Here is a 17,106-nt window from a genome sequence, read left to right as displayed (position 1 = left end):
TTAGTTTGTAACAAACATTAAAATTAAAGATATGCCATTTATAACAAACAAGAAAGGAAAAGAACCTGTAGACATTTTTTATGAAGACTATGGAGAAGGGCAACCTGTAATCTTGATACACGGTTGGCCACTAAGCAGAAAATCATGGGAACAGCAAGTTTGGAAAATTGTCGAAGAGGGCTTTCGTTGTATTTCTTACGACCGTAGAGGATTCGGTATATCATCTGCGCCCTGGGGCAACTATGATTACTCCGCACTTACTACAGATCTAAAGGCCATTATCGATGAATTGCAACTAAAAGATGCGATAATTGTTGGATTCTCTATGGGCGGTGGTGAGGTCGTTCGCTATTTTACCGATTACAAAGGAGAAAATGTAGCAAAAGCCGCACTCATCAGTTCTATTATTCCTTTGGTGAAAAAAAAGGATGACAATCCGGATGGGGTTCCAGAAGACGCATTGAATGAAATTAAAAATGCCCTCCAAAAAGATCGTGTGGGGTTCTTGAAGAATTTTCACAAAGGTTTCTACAACTACGACGATAACAAAGACAAGGTAAGCGAAGCACAATTGGAGTACGACTTTATTATAGCATCCCATGCATCGCCAAGGGCTACCATACAGACGGCCTTGGCTTGGATGCATACCGATTTTAGGAATGAGCTTAAGAATGTATCGGTTCCGACATTGATAGTTCACGGTGATTCCGATGAGACCGTACCTATCGCAACTTCTGGGGAACAGGCAGCAAAAGGTATTGCAAATAGTACCTACGAAGTAATAAAAGGGGCGCCACATGGACTCAATGTGACGCATACAGATAAGCTCAATGAAATTCTGATTTCTTTTTTGAAAAAATAGCGACCCCCTATTTAAAAACCAAAAAGGGATTCACCGTTTTTTATTCAACAAAAACGGCAAGACTTATCTCAAGCCCTAGATGCGATCATCATTTCATACAATAAAATGGTAGCATCTAGGGCTTGCCATGTTCTTATTTTCAGGTGAACAATTTCAAAAAAACGGATTTGACTACGAATCCCGCCGATCAGGAATTTGATCGGGATTCACAGATATTTAAAAAGTAGAAAAGTTTTTTGAAGCTACGATGAACGATAGTTTTTTCATGGAGGTACCCTATACTGAAACAGCCCGTTTTTTGAGGACAGGCTCTTCACCCAGAGTTACATCTTTGATTCATTCCGGCGGTCGAGATACCTTTGGCCGAGTTGGAGAGATAGGGAATCCACGAGGGCATTACACAAAAATCCAATTGTTTAGCCTTGAATGTAGAAGATAACGTGTATTATAAGTTAATGGGATAGGGTGGCAAGTACAGGAAGATGATCGGAAATATGCTTATTGTTTTCCAATCGATCGTCAATATGTATGTACGCATCAACCTCAAAGTCATTCACGAAAATATAATCAATGCGCTGGTCGATTATTCTATTCTGATCAAAGCCATTGAATGTACCCGAGGGCCCGTAAAACAATTTATTCGAACTCTCTTTACCGTCTACCATTTCGTTTCTCAAATATTGAATAGGTTCAGTATCAGGTCTTAGATTTAAATCGCCCATTAAAACTGCCGGTAGGTTCTGTAAATTAGTTTCCGTTATTTTTTTTACGATCAAACGAACGGAATTTTCACGGGCCTTTTCTCCAATATGGTCGAAATGGGTATTAAAGACCCAAAACCTCTTTTTTGATTTGATTTCCTCGAACAGTCCATAGGTACAAATACGTTCTAGGGCAGCATCCCAACCGACTGAAACTTTATCTGGGGTCGGGGACAGCCAAAACGTATTCGATTGTAAAAGCTTCAGCTTCTTGGTATTGTAGAAAATAGGAGAGTATTCTCCTTTTTGTTTTCCGTCGTCACGGCCGACACCAACATATTGATAGTTTTTTAGGTTATCGTTTAAATAGGTCAGTTGATTATGGAGTACTTCTTGCATTCCAACAACATCGGGGCCATAGTAATCGACCAAATCGACCATCGCAGCCTTTCTGTAGTTCCAATTGTTTATGGTGTCATTAGTATTATCATACTTGATGTTGTAGGTCATTACCTTAATATTTTGACCATGACCTATAGTTAGGGTAAAAAGTAGGCATGCGATAAGCGAATTTTTAAAAAACATGAGAATAGATTTAATACGAATTGACAATTTAGGCATTTACCATTACATTTAGGTTATGCAAACAAAAGGATATTTACATCAGATTCATCCCGTGCTTCCTGTCTGGGATGTAGTCGATGCATTGGACTTTTATGTAAACCGATTGCACTTTAAGATTGCTTTCGCCGATGATTCAAAAAAACCTAAGTACGCAGGTATTTTAAGAGATGATGTTGAAATACATTTGCAATGGCACCCTGCCGAGGAATGGGAAATTGAAATCGATCGGCCAATGCTTCGAATCGTTACCGAGCACATTGAAGCATTATATGAAGAATATTCAGAAATGGGCGTATTTCATGCTCATACTTTGCTTCGTGAAACAGCATGGGGTACCAAGGAGTTCGGTTTTTATGACCCTTTTAAAAATGGGCTTACTTTTTATAGGGATATCTGAAACATCATTTTATGAAAGTACTATTTATTGGGGGAACTGGTAATATCAGTACGGCTTCTAGCCGTTTAGCCCTTGCAAAGGGAATAGATCTATACCTGTTAAACAGGGGAAACTCAAATACAAGGATCGTTGGGGCCAAAAGTATTATCGGAGACATTGGCCAACCGGATGCCTTAGGTGAACTAAAGGAACATGAATGGGATGTGGTGGTGAATTGGATAGCGTTTATGCCCGAAGACATCGAGCGTGATATTCAGTTGTTTAGGGGAAAGACCAAGCAATACATTTTCATAAGCTCGGCATCGTGCTATCAAACGCCGTTGACCTATCCTGTAATCACTGAATCTACGCCTTTGGTCAACAACCTATGGGATTATTCACAAAACAAAATACGATGCGAACATAGGCTACAAAAGGCGTATCGCAAAGAAGAGTTTCCTATTACCATCGTACGACCATCATTGACTTATGACACTGTAATACCTATAGCTATTGGCGGATTCGATAAATACAATACCGCGAATCGTATCTTAACGGGAAAAGAAATCATTGTACATGGTGACGGTACTTCACTATGGACCGTCACCCACTCCGATGATTTTGCGAAAGGTTTTGTCGGTCTTTTGGGATTGAGACAAGCCATTGGCCATGCTTTTCACATTACCTCGGATGAAGTGTTAAGCTGGAATATGATCTATAAGATTTTGGCCGATGCTTTGGAAAAAGAGGCAAAAATAGTGCACATTGCCTCTGATTTCATCTGTAGCGTAGAACCGTCTTTTACGGGTACGCTTTTGGCCGATAAGGCAGAGAGCGTATTGTTCGACAATACCAAAATTAAAACTTTTGTATCTGGATATAAAGCAACCATACCATTTGCGGAAGGGATTAAAAGAACCTTGTCTTGGTTACATGATAACCCTGAGTTTATCAACATCGATCAGCAGACAGAAGAAAAAATAGAAAATATACTCTCAGTATATCGATCCCAATAAAAGTGTAAGTCCCTCACGAAGCCTAGCTCAAATCTAGGGTTCACAAGCTTCGAATTTATTAACTGATGCATTTTTATTCTAGGATAGAGCCATGTGTTGAGTGTGATGTGCACGTAAATACTGTTTCTATCGGATTGGGGTAACGAAAGGCGCTATTTGATTAAAAAATAATGGTCGACGCTATTGCTTCGTATTCGAATTGCAACTACCTTTTCGTCGAAAGAAAGTCCAACTTCCTTAACCTTAAGACGGAATGCGCTCTATCGACCCTAAAATTATTAGTCAACTATTTACTCTTTTATTGATTCTTCTTATTGGAGGACTGATTTTTTTGGAACTAGTACCATACCTCTCCGGAATTTTAGGAGCGATCACCATCTATGTTATTTTCAGAAAATGGATGGCCAAGTTGGTGGCAAAGGGCTGGAATACCAATCTTGCGGCAACCTTGATTATGGTAGTTTCCTTTATCGGTATTTTATTACCGGTCGGTGGATTGATTTTAATGTTGGGGAATAAAGTGGGGAGCGCGGTCGATAAATCACAGAGTGTAGTAGAGGCCATAAAAAATCAAATGTTCATCTTGGAAAAATGGGTCGATTATGATCTTACCTCTAAAATAGACCCTTCGGGTGCCTCGAGCTGGTTGGCCAATAACCTTTCCAGTTTCGCAGGGGGTACTTTTAATATATTGGTGGCCATAGGTATAATGTATTTTCTGCTCTTCTATATGTTAACCAATAGAAATGAATTGCGATCTACACTATTCGAATTCATCCCTATAAGTAAGGAAAACCTTGATATTATTGGTAAGGAGGTTAACGCAATGGTAAAGTCGAATGCACTGGGCATACCTCTGGTTGCAGTAGCCCAAGGAGTAGTAGCACTTATTGGATTTTTGATCTTTGGTATTCAAAATCCTTTATTTTGGTTCGTTATTGTTGCGGTGGGTTCTATGATCCCTTTCGTAGGTACTTTTGTGGGCATTCTCCCCGTATTCATACTCACTCTTTCGAATGGCAATGATTTTCAAGCCTGGGGCATTTTAATTTACGGTATTGTGGTAGTGGGCTCCACCGATAATCTCATCCGGTTGTATTTGCTACAACGATTGGATAATGTGCATCCGCTCATCACCCTCATCGGAGTAATCGTAGGCGTGCCGCTCTTCGGATTTATAGGGCTTATTTTTGGTCCGCTGTTGATAAGCTTGTTTCTGATCGTAGTTCGTATTTATAAGAAAGAGTATAGTGATCCCCCCGAGCTCTGAACACAATAAGTTGTAGATTCAGAGACTTTTTCAATTCTTTTTTGAGCGGCTTTTACCCACAATAAATACGTGGAAATAGAGGCGCTTGTCTTATAATCTTGGAGCGTCTTCAGGGGTTTTTAAAGATATATGTTTAGGTAAAATAACAAGACCTGAACTTGTTCAGGTCTTGCGTGTTCGGTCAGGTTATTTTAATAGCTAATTCAAATAATTACTGCCGAGTTGCTGCCATTACTTGAGCACTTGGTCCGCTGAGATCTTTTCTAAGGGTCCAAATTTCGGTTCTTTCGCCATCGGTAGTAGCTTCTACATCGGCCATGAATTGTTGAAAACTTCCAGCTCCGTGTACTTCCTCGAAATTTTGTACAAATTTGTCTTCCTTGCCCAACCAAGAGGAACTGTTGAAAAAATCGACCCAGGCAAAATCCAATCCATCCATATTGGTCATTTCATTGGAGTAGACGCCATAAATCTGACCTGGCATTTTTTCCTTATACATCTTTACTACTTTTTTTAAGACCTTCTCTATAAACTCTTGCTCTTTGAAACGTTTTACATCAATCATAAATACCGAAACCTTGTTAATTTCAAAGTCTTTTGAGAAATTTGATAAATCGGGGTGCATCTTCATATAGTTTACTTCAACCTCGGACTCTAGATACTGGTTGATGTTCTTGTTATTATCGTCCGTATGCTCTTTGCTGGCAGGTCTTCCATCAATAGCGCTCCAAGTTAGGGGCCCCATAATCAGCATATATTTACCGGCATTTTTACCATTCAGCACACTGTACACTCTTGCTCCATACGGGCCATCTGCGTGAAACTTTTTGTTGTGCGCCGCAATACCGGCTTCAAATGCAACGATTTTTTCTGAATTCACGGTCAGCATTACATTTTCGATAATTGGGCTTTCATTGGTTTGTGCCATGGCCAATAACGGCCATAGCATTAGGGTGCTCATAAATTTTTTCATTGTATTTACATTTAATTGGTTAATTACCCAGGTATAATACTGTCATGATATAGATTTCTTTATATCCGAAACCTTACGATTCATTTTTACTGTCGATAAATACTTTTAGACCGCTACGCCTTCAACGATACTGACGGCTGGTGTCGCAGGAATAATTCGGACCAATTTCAGACCGGCCCGTGAAAAAATATGTTCAAACTGCTCTTTAGTTCGTTCTTTGCCGCCGATCATAAGCATGGTGAGGTCGAGCCATTTAAAAGGGTGCGGATCGTTTCCTTTGGGAATAACGGCCTCTACGACCAAGACTTTGCCATGGGGCACCATTGCTTTTCTACAATTAGTAAGAATGGAAATGGCATCCTCATCGTTCCAATCATGAACAATATGCCTTAGTATGTATGCATCACCACCTTTTGGTACTGTCTTAAAGAAATCCCCCGTCAAAAGTTGGCAACGATCAAGCAATCCCCCAGCTTTTATGTTTTCCTTTGATCTGTCGATTACTTCGGGCAAATCGAACAATATGCCCTTGGTCCTTGAATTTTCATTTAATATGGCGGAAATCACCTCCCCGTTTCCGCCTCCGATATCGACTACCGTATTGAAAACAGAAAAATCGTAGTTATCGACCATAGGAGCGGTTTCCCCACCGTGGATATCGGTCATCATGCGATCGAATATCTTGCCTTCTTCGGGATGATCCCGCAAGTATTCAAAAGGCGGGGCGCCAAGTGCCTCAACCCAACCACCGCCTCCATGCCGCACTGCGTACATGAGCTCCGTAAAGGCCCTGTAGAACAAATTGCCTGCAGAGAGCGCCATGGCCTTCGTGCTATTTGGGCTGTCTTCCTTCAGACATTCGGCCAAAGGGGTCAATTCAAATTTTCCGTTTTCGCCTTCCCTGAAAATACCGTTACTGGCGAGTGCCCGTAGTAGTCGATAGACCGCTTCTGGATGCGTATCGGTTTTCTCGGCCAATTGGATTGAATTCATGGGGCCATGGGTCGCCAAAAGTTCGGCGATATTAAGCTTTGCAGCTGCATGAATCGCTTTGACCGGTACATACCCTAAAATCATTTGGGTCATAGCTATTTGGGGTGGTAGGTCGTTTTCCATTAATTTACGTTATACATTTTTAATTATTTTATGGCTATTGCAGCACTTGAGGGCCCGGTCAAGGCCATAAGGCTTGTCGAAACAAACCCTGCTTCTTTGGCCCATTCATCAAAATCAGCCAATGTAAAATCATATCCCTCAGTGGTTTCGATAAGCATATTCAATGACATTAATAGCCCAAAGGCATTCTCACTTCGATTGTCATCAATTATGTTCTCGATAACCACAAAAGCCCCTCCTTTAGGTAGCGCTTCATAGGCTTTTTTAATCAACATTTTCTTATGGGTAGTGCCCCAATCGTGTAAAATCATACCCATGGTGATGATATCCGCTTTAGGAAAGTCATCGGTAAAAAAATCGCCCGACTCAATTCGAATTTTGTCATCCAGGGCCATCTTAGCGACGTTTTCTTGGGCTACAGGGCTTACGGGAGGTAAATCGAATGAAATACACTGCATGTGTTTATTGTTTAATACTACTTGGGCAGATAAATGTCCGCCCGAGCCCCCGATATCGCATAGCGTCTTATAGTTGGAAAAATCAAATTGCTTTGCAAAGACCATAAAATTACCCATGGAAACGCCAGCCATGGCATTGACAAATTCCCGAATTTTATCCTCGTTGGTGTAGATTGCTTCAAAGAGCGTTTTTTCACCTGTTTTGGATTCATTTTGAGGTAATCCCGTTTTAAGGCCCTCTTCTAAATCGGTCCAAAAAGGATAGAGCCTATTGTTGCACATTTCTAGCATACCGCCCATATAACTCGGCTTGTTCTTGTCAAGAAATAGATCTGAATCTTCAGCATTCCTATACATACTAGACTCTTTTAGTCCTGTTCTTTTTAAAATCCTAAAGCGACTAGGGCATCTAAAAAGTCATATATACTTCTTGGATGCAAGCCAAGCCTTGATTGAATTTCTGTTCCGGATAATTCTTTTTTTGCCAAAATGGTAAAAAGCTCCATGTTGGTAGCCGTGAGCAGTAGTTTAGATGCCCAGAAAGCCGTTCCTGTCTGCATTATTTTTGAAGGATCGAGTTGCTTTTTTGTGCTTTCTACCATAATTATAGTTTATAATGATATTGCCGTTTAGAAACATCATTCTTTAGCCGATTTCTTTTAAAGGTTTTAGACTACGGCCAATACACACTATACTGAGTATATTCCATAAAGAACCTTTGATTTCTCGAATACATAAAAAACAGGTAGACTTAATGACAGTCTTACATCAGCTGGTTCGTTCGCTTCCATCTTGTCAATTTGAGTCTCCCCCGAAACTCATCTACCTGTTTTATGATATTTCTTGTAAAATTTTTTCAAGAATTTTTCCTTTAATCCACTTTCTCCATTCTTCTGTAAATCTCAACCGCTTTGATTTTAGCATATAAGGAATCCCCTTTTTCACTTGCCTCTGTGAAAAGCGGATTTTCATGTATTTTTTTATAAGCATCACCCGATGGCCATACACCTTCAAAGTAATAGCGGTTTGTCTTTATAGTACTGTCCGAAGTCTTGTAGAAGGCATAACCAGCACCAGGATATCCCATATCGGCAATAATCGTATTCAACTCCTTAATACTATCAGACCATTGTGCTTCAGTAAGACCCTTTGGCATATCGAAGAGGTGAATGCTTTTTGTTGACGCTGGAGGTCGGGGCATATCTCCGTTTGATATATCACGTATGCAGATATACTCACCGTTACGTTCTTCCCAAACAGCCATGTATTTACCTGTATAGATGACCTTGCCCGACGCATCTTTGACGGTGGTTTTGCCAATTTCAGTAACTTGACTTGCGTTTCCAAATACATCTAGCACCTCAAAATTGGTTACTGAACCCTTTTGCCGATTGTTAAAACTCTGGACAAGATCTTTTCTAATGGCCTCTCTTCCAATATCCGCCGGTTGGCCATTGCTCATACTGACTGCATCATCGGCATAGAATGTCAGGACTGCCTCTACATCTTGATTTGAGATGGCCTCCGCAAAAGCTTTTTCTTTCTCTTCGATTTTGGTTCTGATAGTAGCCATATCGGTTGCATCTTCACCAATGGAAGTGCATCCGATCACCATGGGCATCAAGACGAAAGAGGTTCTAAAAATTAGGTTTTTAATGAGTTTTGTCATTTTCATGGGTTTAAATTAGGTCGTGAAAAAAATTCCTTTCAAAAAATATAAAGGCTATTAAAGACGTAATATGAGGATGGGGCCATATCGGGCCACATCGTTCCTTCAATGACTTCATATAGATTTAAATTTGACAAGAAACCCTTGTGCATCATAAGGTATTGTCGATGCCCATACGATAAAAAATAGCGATTTTGCCGATTTCATAATGGTTGGTTTATGAACATTGGTTTGTCAATGATATGCGTCCTCATTTTAAGTTAGGGAGCTTCATCGTATAGCCAAGTTGCTGTAATAGATCGAGCTCGTTGAATACCACTTCTTCACCGAACATATTTCCGTCCTCATTAAAAAAGAGTTGGGAGAAGCCATGTATTTTCACCTTTTTTCCAGTGGCAGCTGTCTCTCCTAATTTACCCGTGTGGGTCCCTGTGCAAGTCCAATCAATAAAAGCGGTGTTATCCAAAATGTGAAATTTTTTCATTTTCAAGTGCAAATCAGGAAAAGCATTGAAATACTGTTCCATATGTGCTTGCATCTCTTTTTTCGTTTTTGTAACCAAAATGCCGTTCAGCTTCCTTTCGAATTGATAGGTGGCCACTTGACTCAAAAAAGTGGTATCTCCCTTGTTCCAACAAGAATCTACATACATGTGGAGACTTACCTTAATTACACTATCGGTCAAATTTTCGGTTACCCTATGGCTTCTATCTCCTTTTCTGGCATCACAGGCGACGAAAAGGACGGCTAGAAAAAATAACCTAAGGGCTGCTACCTTCATTTTGCATACTTTATGTAAAAGCGAACTTGAACATATATTCAAATAAAGTGCAATGTGAATGAATTGTTTGCCGAATACGGATGAATGCCCCTTTTTACTGTCCGAATCGATTAAATTCTTTTTCTAACCAAATCTGGGAATTATATCGTACATTTAAAGGTAGTGCCCTCCAAACCAACCAAATTAAAATGCTGAGTTTCTTTTACAAAGTAGCTTGCCTTGCATTCCTTTCTACCCTGAATTGGGGAACCAGTTTTGCTCAGATTATCGATTTAGAAAGCGAAAATCCCTACAAAAAAGTTTTTGTCGACACCGATAATTTTGGGCCATCCTATTTGAAAATATTGGAAAAAGCGTATCCTAAAATCAAGTCTGATACCATTCGGTTGTCAGTACTACATGATCTCGCCTATTATTGGCATACGCGCAATTTGGGTACAGCGATGAAATTCGTTAAAGAAGGATTGGGTCAGAGCATTGAACAACACCATGTAATTTGGGAGGGACGGTTCATGGTTACCCAAGGCGCAGTCTTGTTGAGAATGGAAAAATTAGACAGTGCCGAAGTGGTTTTAAATGAGGCCCGAGCTAAAGTTGCAAAGCGCGACTTGGCCTTTCTAAATACTCAATTGGGGTATGTCTATGAGCGTAGAGGCCGATTGGATAAAGCAACTGACTACGCCGAGATTTCATTACGACTTGGCAAGGAGTTACGCGATAGAAAAGCCATTGCCTTGGCCTATAGCGATTTGAGCAACCTTTTTTGGAAACAGTCCAAAGCAGAGACTGGGTTGGAATATGCCCTGAAGTCCCTTGAAATATTTGAAGAGATAGGAATTACAGATCTTGACTATGACTTTACACTGTATGTGGCCGGCAACAATTATCTTTCTTTAAAGGAATATGAAAAGGCGAAACAGTATTACGAACATGCTTTGATCATTGGGGAGCGGTATGGTTTCTATAACAATTTGAGCGACATCTATATATCCCTATTAGATCTTTACGTTTACCTGAATACATATCAAGAGGCCGAAGAAGCGGGGGTAAATGCTGTCAAGTATGCAAAAATGTTATCCAATGACTTTCTGTTAATGCGCTCATGGCTCTCCATTGGAAAAATGAATATTCAACGGGGTGACTACACGCTAGCGATAAAGAACCTGCGTAAGAGCATTGATATTGCCACTGAGGATTTCGGTGATGGGTTTTACCTCGCCCAAGCCTATGAAGGCCTAGGAAGGGCATATGCAGGGAATCATGATTATCAACAAGCTTACAAGGCGATGGCCGAATATGACAGGCTCAAAGCCCAAATTTTTACTGCAGAGGCCGATCAGCGTACATCTTTATTGCGAACAGAACTGGATTTAGCCGATAAGGAAGGTCAAATTTTACATCAAGAATCTCTGATCAGTAGACAGAAGACAAGGCAGACCCTTTTCATTATTATCGCTATTTTAATGCTTCTCTTGCTTCTACTTTCGTATCAGGCCATCGCGAACAATGTAAGAAAGAATCGACTGTTGCAGAAGCAGAATAACGATAAGGAGTTCTTGATCATGGAAATACACCATCGGGTAAAGAACAATTTAGAAATGGTTTCAAGTCTTTTGTCCCTACATGCCGCTCAAATCAAAGACAAATTGGTGTCGGATGCCATGCTGGAAAGCCAGCATCGGGTGTTGAGTATGGCGATGATCCATCAAAAATTATATACGGGCAAACATTTGACTTCCATTGAGATGAAAGATTACTTCGAAAATTTATTGGAGTACACGGTAGATGCTTTTGGAATGGTGGGTAAAGTGGCTATTGAAATCGATATGCCCGAACTCGAGCTAGATGTCGATGCGGCAACACCCATCGGCCTTATTGTTAATGAACTGGTTACAAACTCGCTGAAATACGCCTTTCCTGACCATAGGGAGGGGAAAATCACTGTTGGTCTACATAAAATTGCAGATATATTTCAGTTGAAGGTTATTGATGACGGAGTGGGTTTTACAGCGGGTGATGAAGTGGCTGGAACAGGTTTTGGTACCCAGCTCATTGCACTGTTGACCAAGCAATTGGATGGAAAAATGAATCTTAAAACTTCTCAGGGAACATCTGTCTCCATTCAGTTTCAGATTGAAAAAGCAGCCTAAAAATGAAAAAGCAGCCCACCATTCTAATTGTAGAAGACGATATGATTATCGGAGCGAACCTTGCGTTACAGCTAAAGAACTCGGGGTATGATATATCGGGTATTCTTTCGAGGGGAGAAGAAGCTGTTGACCATGTTCTCAATAATACTCCTGACATTTTGTTGCTAGATATTAATCTTAAAGGGGCGTTGAACGGTATAGAAACCGCCCGTTCTATTCAGAAAGTCATTGACATCCCAATTATTTATTTGACCGCGAACAATGATGCTAAAACTTTTGAAAAAGCTAAGGCAACACATCCTATGGCATTCATTACCAAACCGTTCAACAAATTAAATTTACAACGCGCTGTCGCTCTTGTTGTAGAACAGTTGAAGGAAGAAGAAAAAGAACCTCAGGTCCCTATAGATATGCACGTGTTGAACGATCGTATTTTTATAAGACACAATGGCAAAATGGAGAAACTTTTGCTTTCTGATATTCTCTATGTCGAAGCCGATCGAAATTATGCTACGGTGGTCACACCCACAAAAAAATACCTATTGTCAAGTACTCTTAAGGTGCTCGAGGAAAAATTACCGAATGCTATATTCCTACGAATCCATAGATCATACATGGTGAATATCTCAAAGTTGGATGTGGTGAGCGATACCCATATTGAGATCAATAGAAAAGTCATTCCTATTAGTAGGTCCCATAAAGAGCATTTATTTGCTCGTATTCACACAATTTAAGGGTTACCAATTATGACTTCGGTAAGTAATAATGCTCAAATGGACAGTAAAACCATTCATTTGTCCTTATTTCCCTTTTTTTTTCACTTTTCATCAGTAGTATTGATTATGGTTCGGGGGAGCCATACTTAGGAATACGAATTTGGCCTATGGATGAATTAAGGTGTTCGTAGTCCAATCCGATTCCTCTAATCAATAAACCAATGGAAACATGAAAAAAGTAGTACTCTTACTATTCGGAATACTCCTATGTAATCTGGTCACCGCACAAGAAACGCTGTACCTTACTTTTGAATTTATGAAAGTCGATAACGAGCAAGAAGCGGCATATTCGGAAACGGAAGAATTCTGGGAAAAAATTCAAGAACAACGCGTTAAAGCAGGTGATATTCTCGGATGGGACCTATGGTCGCTCCAACCTGGTGGTGAAATGCAGGATTTTCAATACTTAACGGTTTCCATATACAGTGACCCCGTTAAAATGATGGACGGCAGTAGTTGGAACAACCTTATGGATAGGGCGAAGGCCGCTTATCCTGCCATGAGCGAGACCGACCTTATGGCCAAACTTAATGGTTCTGCTAAAACAAGGGATTTGGCCGTACGTATATTTGCCCAAGAAATTGCAACGACCACGGGTTCGTCAGCTGCTGAAATGGTTCTTGGTACGGTGGCACAAGTGGATATGATGAAAGTAGACCTTATGAATTATGCCACGTATGAGAAAGCCGAGATGGAAGTCTTTCAGCCCTTACATCAAAAAGCCGTAGATGCCGGGGATAAGATAAGTTGGGGATTGATTCGATTTTTAAATCCAATTGGAAGCGACACCTATGCCTCGCACATGACCGTAAGTATGTTCAAGGATTATGGACAGGCCTTAAATCAAAACATAAACTATAGCGAGGGGGCAACCCCATCAGTAACAAAACTGATGCAAGAAGGTATTTCCGCGAGGGACATGAAATATGTGTATATGGCGAAATTGATAAGAATGGCGCGTTAAAGACAACTAAAATTCTTAAAGACAATTAAAACCCCATAGTTTAAAGATTATGGGGTTTTCAGGTATTGATTAAGATTCCGGATGCTGAACTTTTGTCAATCCCTGCCCCTAGACTTATTTCGATTAGTACTATTCCTATTTGAATTGGACCCTCCTCGATACCTTGATTTTTTAGACCGGTTGCCACTACGGTTCCGATTTTTTGCCGGGTTGGAATTCCTAGATTTTTGTACAGGGCCTCTAGTTTCGGGTTCCTCTTGCTCATCATCGACAAATTGATGCTCCGGCATTCTTGGTACCTCTTGCTTGATCAATTTCTCGATATCCCTTAAATAGGGCCGCTCATCTTTGTCGCAAAATGATAGGGCAGTTCCGCTGGCATTGGCGCGGCCTGTTCTGCCGATACGGTGCACATAGGTTTCCGAAACGTTGGGTAAATCGTAATTGACGACCAAAGCCAGCTCATCGATGTCGATTCCCCTAGCGGCAATATCCGTAGCTATCAAAATTCGGAGCTTTCCATCCTTAAATTGTCCAAGTGCTTTTTGACGGGCCGTTTGCGACTTGTTGCCATGTATAGCGGCCGATCCTATGCCCGCTTGTGCTAGTTTTTTTACTATTTTGTTGGCACCATGCTTGGTTCGCGAAAAAACCAAAACGGAGTCGGTCGGATTTTCCTGTAGGAGATGTACAAGTAATTTTGGCTTATTTTTCTTGCTTACAAAATAGACCCCTTGTTCCACCTTTTCGGCCGTAGCCTGCTGTGGCCGAATAGAAACTCTCTCGAAATCACCCAATAGTTTTTTAGAGAGTTCCACAATATTCGAGGGCATAGTAGCCGAGAAAAAGAGCGATTGTCTTTTTGGGGGAAGCTTTGCTATTATTTTTTTTATATCGTGAATGAAACCCATATCCAGCATCTGGTCCGCTTCATCTAAAACTACAAATTCAAGATCGCGGAAAGAGACGAATCCTTGGTTAAAAAGGTCTAAAAGACGCCCAGGAGTAGCAATAAGAATGTCTATGCCTTGCCGCAAAATCCTGGTTTGTTGCCCTTGCTTTACTCCTCCGAAGATTACCGTATTCTTAAGACCGGTAAATCTTCCATAAGCCGTAAAACTATCTCCGATTTGAATGGCCAGTTCACGGGTCGGGGTGACGATTAAGGCTTTGATTTTCGGTTTTCTAGATACCCCGTTTTTAGAATTATAGAGATGATGCAATAGAGGGAGGCCAAAAGCCGCGGTCTTACCCGTTCCCGTTTGGGCCACGCCCAATAGATCTTTTCCTTTTAGTAGAATCGGAATGGCTTGTTCTTGTATGGGGGTGGGGTGCGAGTATCCTTCTGTTTCTAACGCCCGAAGGAGAGGTTCGGCGAGGCCGAGTTCTTTGAATGTCATAATTTTAAATAAGGCGCGAAGATACGTCTAATTAAATTAGGAAAAAGCTCTTTTGTGGTAGCTCGATGACCAGTTGGGTTCTTTTATCTTGTAAAGATCGATGTATGTTTCATCTAAAGCTTTACAACCGCTGCTTCGGCACATCGTTCCCCGTCCATGGCTGCCGAAACGATACCACCGGCGTATCCTCCACCTTCGCCACAGGGAAATAAGCCTTTGATTTTGGGATGCTCTAAGTATTGGTCTCTAGGAATGGTGATCGGGGACGATGTTCTTGATTCTACACCCACCACATTTGCCTGAGCGGTATAGTACCCGTTCATTTTTTCCCCGAAGGCTTTTAATCCTTGCCGCAGACGGCTTCCTATAAGCTTGGGAAGAAGGGAATGGAGCGGAGCCGATTGCAGGCCGGGTTGATACGAACTCGCATTGAGATCTTGTGAAGTGCGGCCTTCGACAAAATCGGTCAAACGCTGCCCGGGAGCAGTTTGGCTTCGACCTCCGGCAGTATAGGCCAAGCGTTCTAGGTCTTTTTGGTACTCCAAGCCTTTCAGTGGGCCGAAATGTGCGTATTTCTTAAGATCCTCATCTACGTTGATTTCGACAACGATGCCCGAATTAGCAAACCTATTGTTCCTTTTCGAAGGTGACATTCCATTTACGACCACCTCTTCCGGAGCCGTAGCGGCGGGCACGATAAAGCCACCTGGGCACATGCAGAAAGAATAGACGCCTCTTCCCTTGACCTGGTGTACCATACTATAGGCGGCTGCAGGAAGCAATTCGTGTCGTTCCGTTTTACAATGGTATTGTATCGAGTCGATTAGTTGTTGCGGATGTTCTACCCGTACCCCCATCGCAAAGGATTTGGCCGATAGTTCGATATCTTTCTTATGCAGCAGGTAGAAGATATCGCGGGCAGAATGGCCGGTGGCTAAAATTACTCGGTCCGTAGGGTATTCCGTGGAATTGTTTACGACTAAAGCTCTCAATCGGTTGTCCTTCACCATAAAATCGGTGACTCGACTTTCGAAATGAATCTCACCCCCATGTGCAATAATAGTTTCCCGGATATTTTTTACAATTTTGGGCAATTTATTGGTTCCGATATGCGGGTGTGCTTCTACTAAAATTTCCTCCGTTGCCCCGTGGTAGACCAAACTTTCGAAAATACGTCTGACATCTCCCCGTTTGAGGCTTCGGGTGTAGAGTTTGCCATCTGAATAGGTGCCAGCACCTCCCTCGCCAAAACAGTAATTCGAGTCTTCATTTACTTGATGATCTTGATTGATCGCCTTGAGATCTCTTCTTCTGCGCCTTACGTCTTTGCCCCTTTCAAAAACGACCGGCTTGAAGCCGAGTTCTAGGCAACGCAGTGCCGCCCACATTCCGGCCGGCCCGAACCCTACAATATGTACGGTTTTGGCTTTTGAGACATCCTTGTAGTCAAAAGATATTTTATTTTCCGGTTGTTGTTCGCCGATGTAAACAGCGAGCTTATAATTAAAAACAATTTTAGGTTTCCTCGCATCTATCGATTTTTTTAGAACATCAATGGTAAATTCATTATCGGAAAGCCCAAGATTTTGGGCCACTCGTTTTTTAAGGATATCTTTTTGAGATACTTCCGATAGGGGTAAACGCAGTTGCAAGGTTTTCACCATGGGATAAAATTAAGGGAAAATAATGTAGGTGTCGTGGAAGGTGACGTATTTTAAGTATTTCCGATGATCTGAAATCTAAAGGAATCAAAAATGATTTTCGTTCTAGAAAAAATTATACCGGAAATCGTTCTGGCCGAAGTGCTCGAACCAAAGTCCTATAGTGTGGCTTCCAGTCTATTTTGGGCTGCTCCTTTTTTAGATTTAAGGGGAATTATAGTTAATTTTAGACAAAGTGGTACCACGGATAGTTCCGTTCGCCAATTCCAATCGGTTCACAGACCGTACTTACTGAAATTCTTAGCCTAA

General features: G+C 41.2%; 17 protein-coding genes. 8 read left to right on the top strand and 9 right to left on the bottom strand.

Going from position 1 to position 17,106, the window contains the following annotated elements; translation table 11 throughout:
• The first annotated feature begins 31 nt into the window (after positions 1–31).
• Positions 32–862 (top strand): alpha/beta fold hydrolase, encoded by an 831-nt coding sequence (locus F2B13_RS05005; protein ID WP_149303441.1) that lies wholly within the window; start codon positions 32–34, stop codon positions 860–862.
• Positions 863–1,314: 452 nt separating this feature from the next.
• Here F2B13_RS05005 and F2B13_RS05000 read toward each other — a convergent pair whose 3' ends face one another.
• A complete protein-coding gene (locus tag F2B13_RS05000) occupies positions 1,315–2,073 on the bottom strand; it encodes an endonuclease/exonuclease/phosphatase family protein (RefSeq protein ID WP_149303439.1) in 759 nt (252 codons plus the stop codon).
• A 130-nt stretch (positions 2,074–2,203) separates the two neighbouring features.
• On the opposite strand from F2B13_RS05000, the gene F2B13_RS04995 reads away from it, so the two are divergent.
• From F2B13_RS04995 to F2B13_RS04985, 3 genes are all read left to right on the top strand, one after another.
• On the top strand, positions 2,204–2,584 hold the full coding sequence (locus F2B13_RS04995; protein WP_149276176.1) for a VOC family protein: 381 nt from the start codon (positions 2,204–2,206) through the stop codon (positions 2,582–2,584).
• 11 nt (positions 2,585–2,595) lie between these two features.
• Positions 2,596–3,579, top strand: a complete 984-nt coding sequence (locus F2B13_RS04990; RefSeq protein WP_149303437.1) for an NAD-dependent epimerase/dehydratase family protein — start codon at positions 2,596–2,598, stop codon at positions 3,577–3,579.
• 253 nt (positions 3,580–3,832) lie between these two features.
• Positions 3,833–4,849, top strand: coding sequence for an AI-2E family transporter (locus tag F2B13_RS04985; RefSeq protein ID WP_149276174.1), 1,017 nt, complete (start codon positions 3,833–3,835; stop codon positions 4,847–4,849).
• Positions 4,850–5,060: 211 nt separating this feature from the next.
• On the opposite strand, the gene F2B13_RS04980 is transcribed toward F2B13_RS04985, so the two are convergent.
• The 6 genes from F2B13_RS04980 to F2B13_RS04960 form a co-directional block, all read right to left on the bottom strand.
• Positions 5,061–5,822, bottom strand: coding sequence for an alpha-amylase family protein (locus F2B13_RS04980; RefSeq protein WP_149276173.1), 762 nt, complete (start codon positions 5,820–5,822; stop codon positions 5,061–5,063).
• A 105-nt stretch (positions 5,823–5,927) separates the two neighbouring features.
• Positions 5,928–6,938, bottom strand: a complete 1,011-nt coding sequence (locus F2B13_RS04975) for a methyltransferase (protein ID WP_149276172.1) — start codon at positions 6,936–6,938, stop codon at positions 5,928–5,930.
• Positions 6,939–6,961: 23 nt separating this feature from the next.
• A complete protein-coding gene (locus F2B13_RS04970) occupies positions 6,962–7,753 on the bottom strand; it encodes a methyltransferase (RefSeq protein ID WP_198440080.1) in 792 nt (263 codons plus the stop codon).
• A gap of 26 nt (positions 7,754–7,779) precedes the next feature.
• Positions 7,780–7,998, bottom strand: a complete 219-nt coding sequence (locus F2B13_RS20365; protein ID WP_198440079.1) for a methyltransferase family protein — start codon at positions 7,996–7,998, stop codon at positions 7,780–7,782.
• A gap of 269 nt (positions 7,999–8,267) precedes the next feature.
• Complete coding sequence (locus F2B13_RS04965; protein ID WP_198439808.1) at positions 8,268–9,065, bottom strand: YybH family protein; 798 nt, start codon at positions 9,063–9,065, stop codon at positions 8,268–8,270.
• 250 nt (positions 9,066–9,315) lie between these two features.
• A complete protein-coding gene (locus F2B13_RS04960) occupies positions 9,316–9,846 on the bottom strand; it encodes an ester cyclase (protein WP_149276169.1) in 531 nt (176 codons plus the stop codon).
• 188 nt (positions 9,847–10,034) lie between these two features.
• On the opposite strand from F2B13_RS04960, the gene F2B13_RS04955 reads away from it, so the two are divergent.
• From F2B13_RS04955 to F2B13_RS04945, 3 genes are all read left to right on the top strand, one after another.
• Entirely contained in the window at positions 10,035–11,996 is a 1,962-nt protein-coding gene (locus F2B13_RS04955; RefSeq protein ID WP_149303435.1) for a sensor histidine kinase, read from the top strand.
• 2 nt (positions 11,997–11,998) lie between these two features.
• On the top strand, positions 11,999–12,730 hold the full coding sequence (locus F2B13_RS04950) for a LytR/AlgR family response regulator transcription factor (protein ID WP_149276167.1): 732 nt from the start codon (positions 11,999–12,001) through the stop codon (positions 12,728–12,730).
• Positions 12,731–12,941: 211 nt separating this feature from the next.
• The gene (locus F2B13_RS04945; protein WP_149276166.1) at positions 12,942–13,736 is read left to right on the top strand and encodes a hypothetical protein; all 795 of its coding nucleotides are present in this window, start codon (positions 12,942–12,944) and stop codon (positions 13,734–13,736) included.
• A gap of 95 nt (positions 13,737–13,831) precedes the next feature.
• Here F2B13_RS04945 and F2B13_RS04940 read toward each other — a convergent pair whose 3' ends face one another.
• Together F2B13_RS04940 and F2B13_RS04935 are read right to left on the bottom strand one after the other, a co-directional pair.
• On the bottom strand, positions 13,832–15,136 hold the full coding sequence (locus F2B13_RS04940) for a DEAD/DEAH box helicase (RefSeq protein WP_149303433.1): 1,305 nt from the start codon (positions 15,134–15,136) through the stop codon (positions 13,832–13,834).
• Between the two features lie 113 nt (positions 15,137–15,249).
• Entirely contained in the window at positions 15,250–16,800 is a 1,551-nt protein-coding gene (locus F2B13_RS04935) for an NAD(P)/FAD-dependent oxidoreductase (protein WP_149303431.1), read from the bottom strand.
• A 90-nt stretch (positions 16,801–16,890) separates the two neighbouring features.
• Between F2B13_RS04935 and F2B13_RS04930 the strand changes: the two genes are divergently transcribed.
• Entirely contained in the window at positions 16,891–17,106 is a 216-nt protein-coding gene (locus tag F2B13_RS04930) for a hypothetical protein (protein WP_149276163.1), read from the top strand.

Origin of the sequence: Pareuzebyella sediminis (genome assembly GCF_008367235.1) — a bacterium.
GTDB lineage: Bacteria > Bacteroidota > Bacteroidia > Flavobacteriales > Flavobacteriaceae > Pareuzebyella > Pareuzebyella sediminis.
This window is presented reverse-complemented; position numbering and strand designations above follow the sequence as displayed.

Coding starts and splice junctions, on each gene's coding strand:
- F2B13_RS04970 (WP_198440080.1), bottom strand. CDS start 7,753: ATGTATAGGAATGCTGAAGATTCAGATCTATTTCTTGACAAGAACAAG.
- F2B13_RS05005 (WP_149303441.1), top strand. CDS start 32: ATGCCATTTATAACAAACAAGAAAGGAAAAGAACCTGTAGACATTTTT.
- F2B13_RS04975 (WP_149276172.1), bottom strand. CDS start 6,938: ATGGAAAACGACCTACCACCCCAAATAGCTATGACCCAAATGATTTTA.
- F2B13_RS04995 (WP_149276176.1), top strand. CDS start 2,204: ATGCAAACAAAAGGATATTTACATCAGATTCATCCCGTGCTTCCTGTC.
- F2B13_RS04960 (WP_149276169.1), bottom strand. CDS start 9,846: ATGAAGGTAGCAGCCCTTAGGTTATTTTTTCTAGCCGTCCTTTTCGTC.
- F2B13_RS05000 (WP_149303439.1), bottom strand. CDS start 2,073: ATGACCTACAACATCAAGTATGATAATACTAATGACACCATAAACAAT.
- F2B13_RS04930 (WP_149276163.1), top strand. CDS start 16,891: ATGATTTTCGTTCTAGAAAAAATTATACCGGAAATCGTTCTGGCCGAA.
- F2B13_RS04985 (WP_149276174.1), top strand. CDS start 3,833: ATGCGCTCTATCGACCCTAAAATTATTAGTCAACTATTTACTCTTTTA.
- F2B13_RS04945 (WP_149276166.1), top strand. CDS start 12,942: ATGAAAAAAGTAGTACTCTTACTATTCGGAATACTCCTATGTAATCTG.
- F2B13_RS04980 (WP_149276173.1), bottom strand. CDS start 5,822: ATGAAAAAATTTATGAGCACCCTAATGCTATGGCCGTTATTGGCCATG.
- F2B13_RS04940 (WP_149303433.1), bottom strand. CDS start 15,136: ATGACATTCAAAGAACTCGGCCTCGCCGAACCTCTCCTTCGGGCGTTA.
- F2B13_RS20365 (WP_198440079.1), bottom strand. CDS start 7,998: ATGGTAGAAAGCACAAAAAAGCAACTCGATCCTTCAAAAATAATGCAG.
- F2B13_RS04950 (WP_149276167.1), top strand. CDS start 11,999: ATGAAAAAGCAGCCCACCATTCTAATTGTAGAAGACGATATGATTATC.
- F2B13_RS04955 (WP_149303435.1), top strand. CDS start 10,035: ATGCTGAGTTTCTTTTACAAAGTAGCTTGCCTTGCATTCCTTTCTACC.
- F2B13_RS04965 (WP_198439808.1), bottom strand. CDS start 9,065: ATGACAAAACTCATTAAAAACCTAATTTTTAGAACCTCTTTCGTCTTG.
- F2B13_RS04990 (WP_149303437.1), top strand. CDS start 2,596: ATGAAAGTACTATTTATTGGGGGAACTGGTAATATCAGTACGGCTTCT.
- F2B13_RS04935 (WP_149303431.1), bottom strand. CDS start 16,800: ATGGTGAAAACCTTGCAACTGCGTTTACCCCTATCGGAAGTATCTCAA.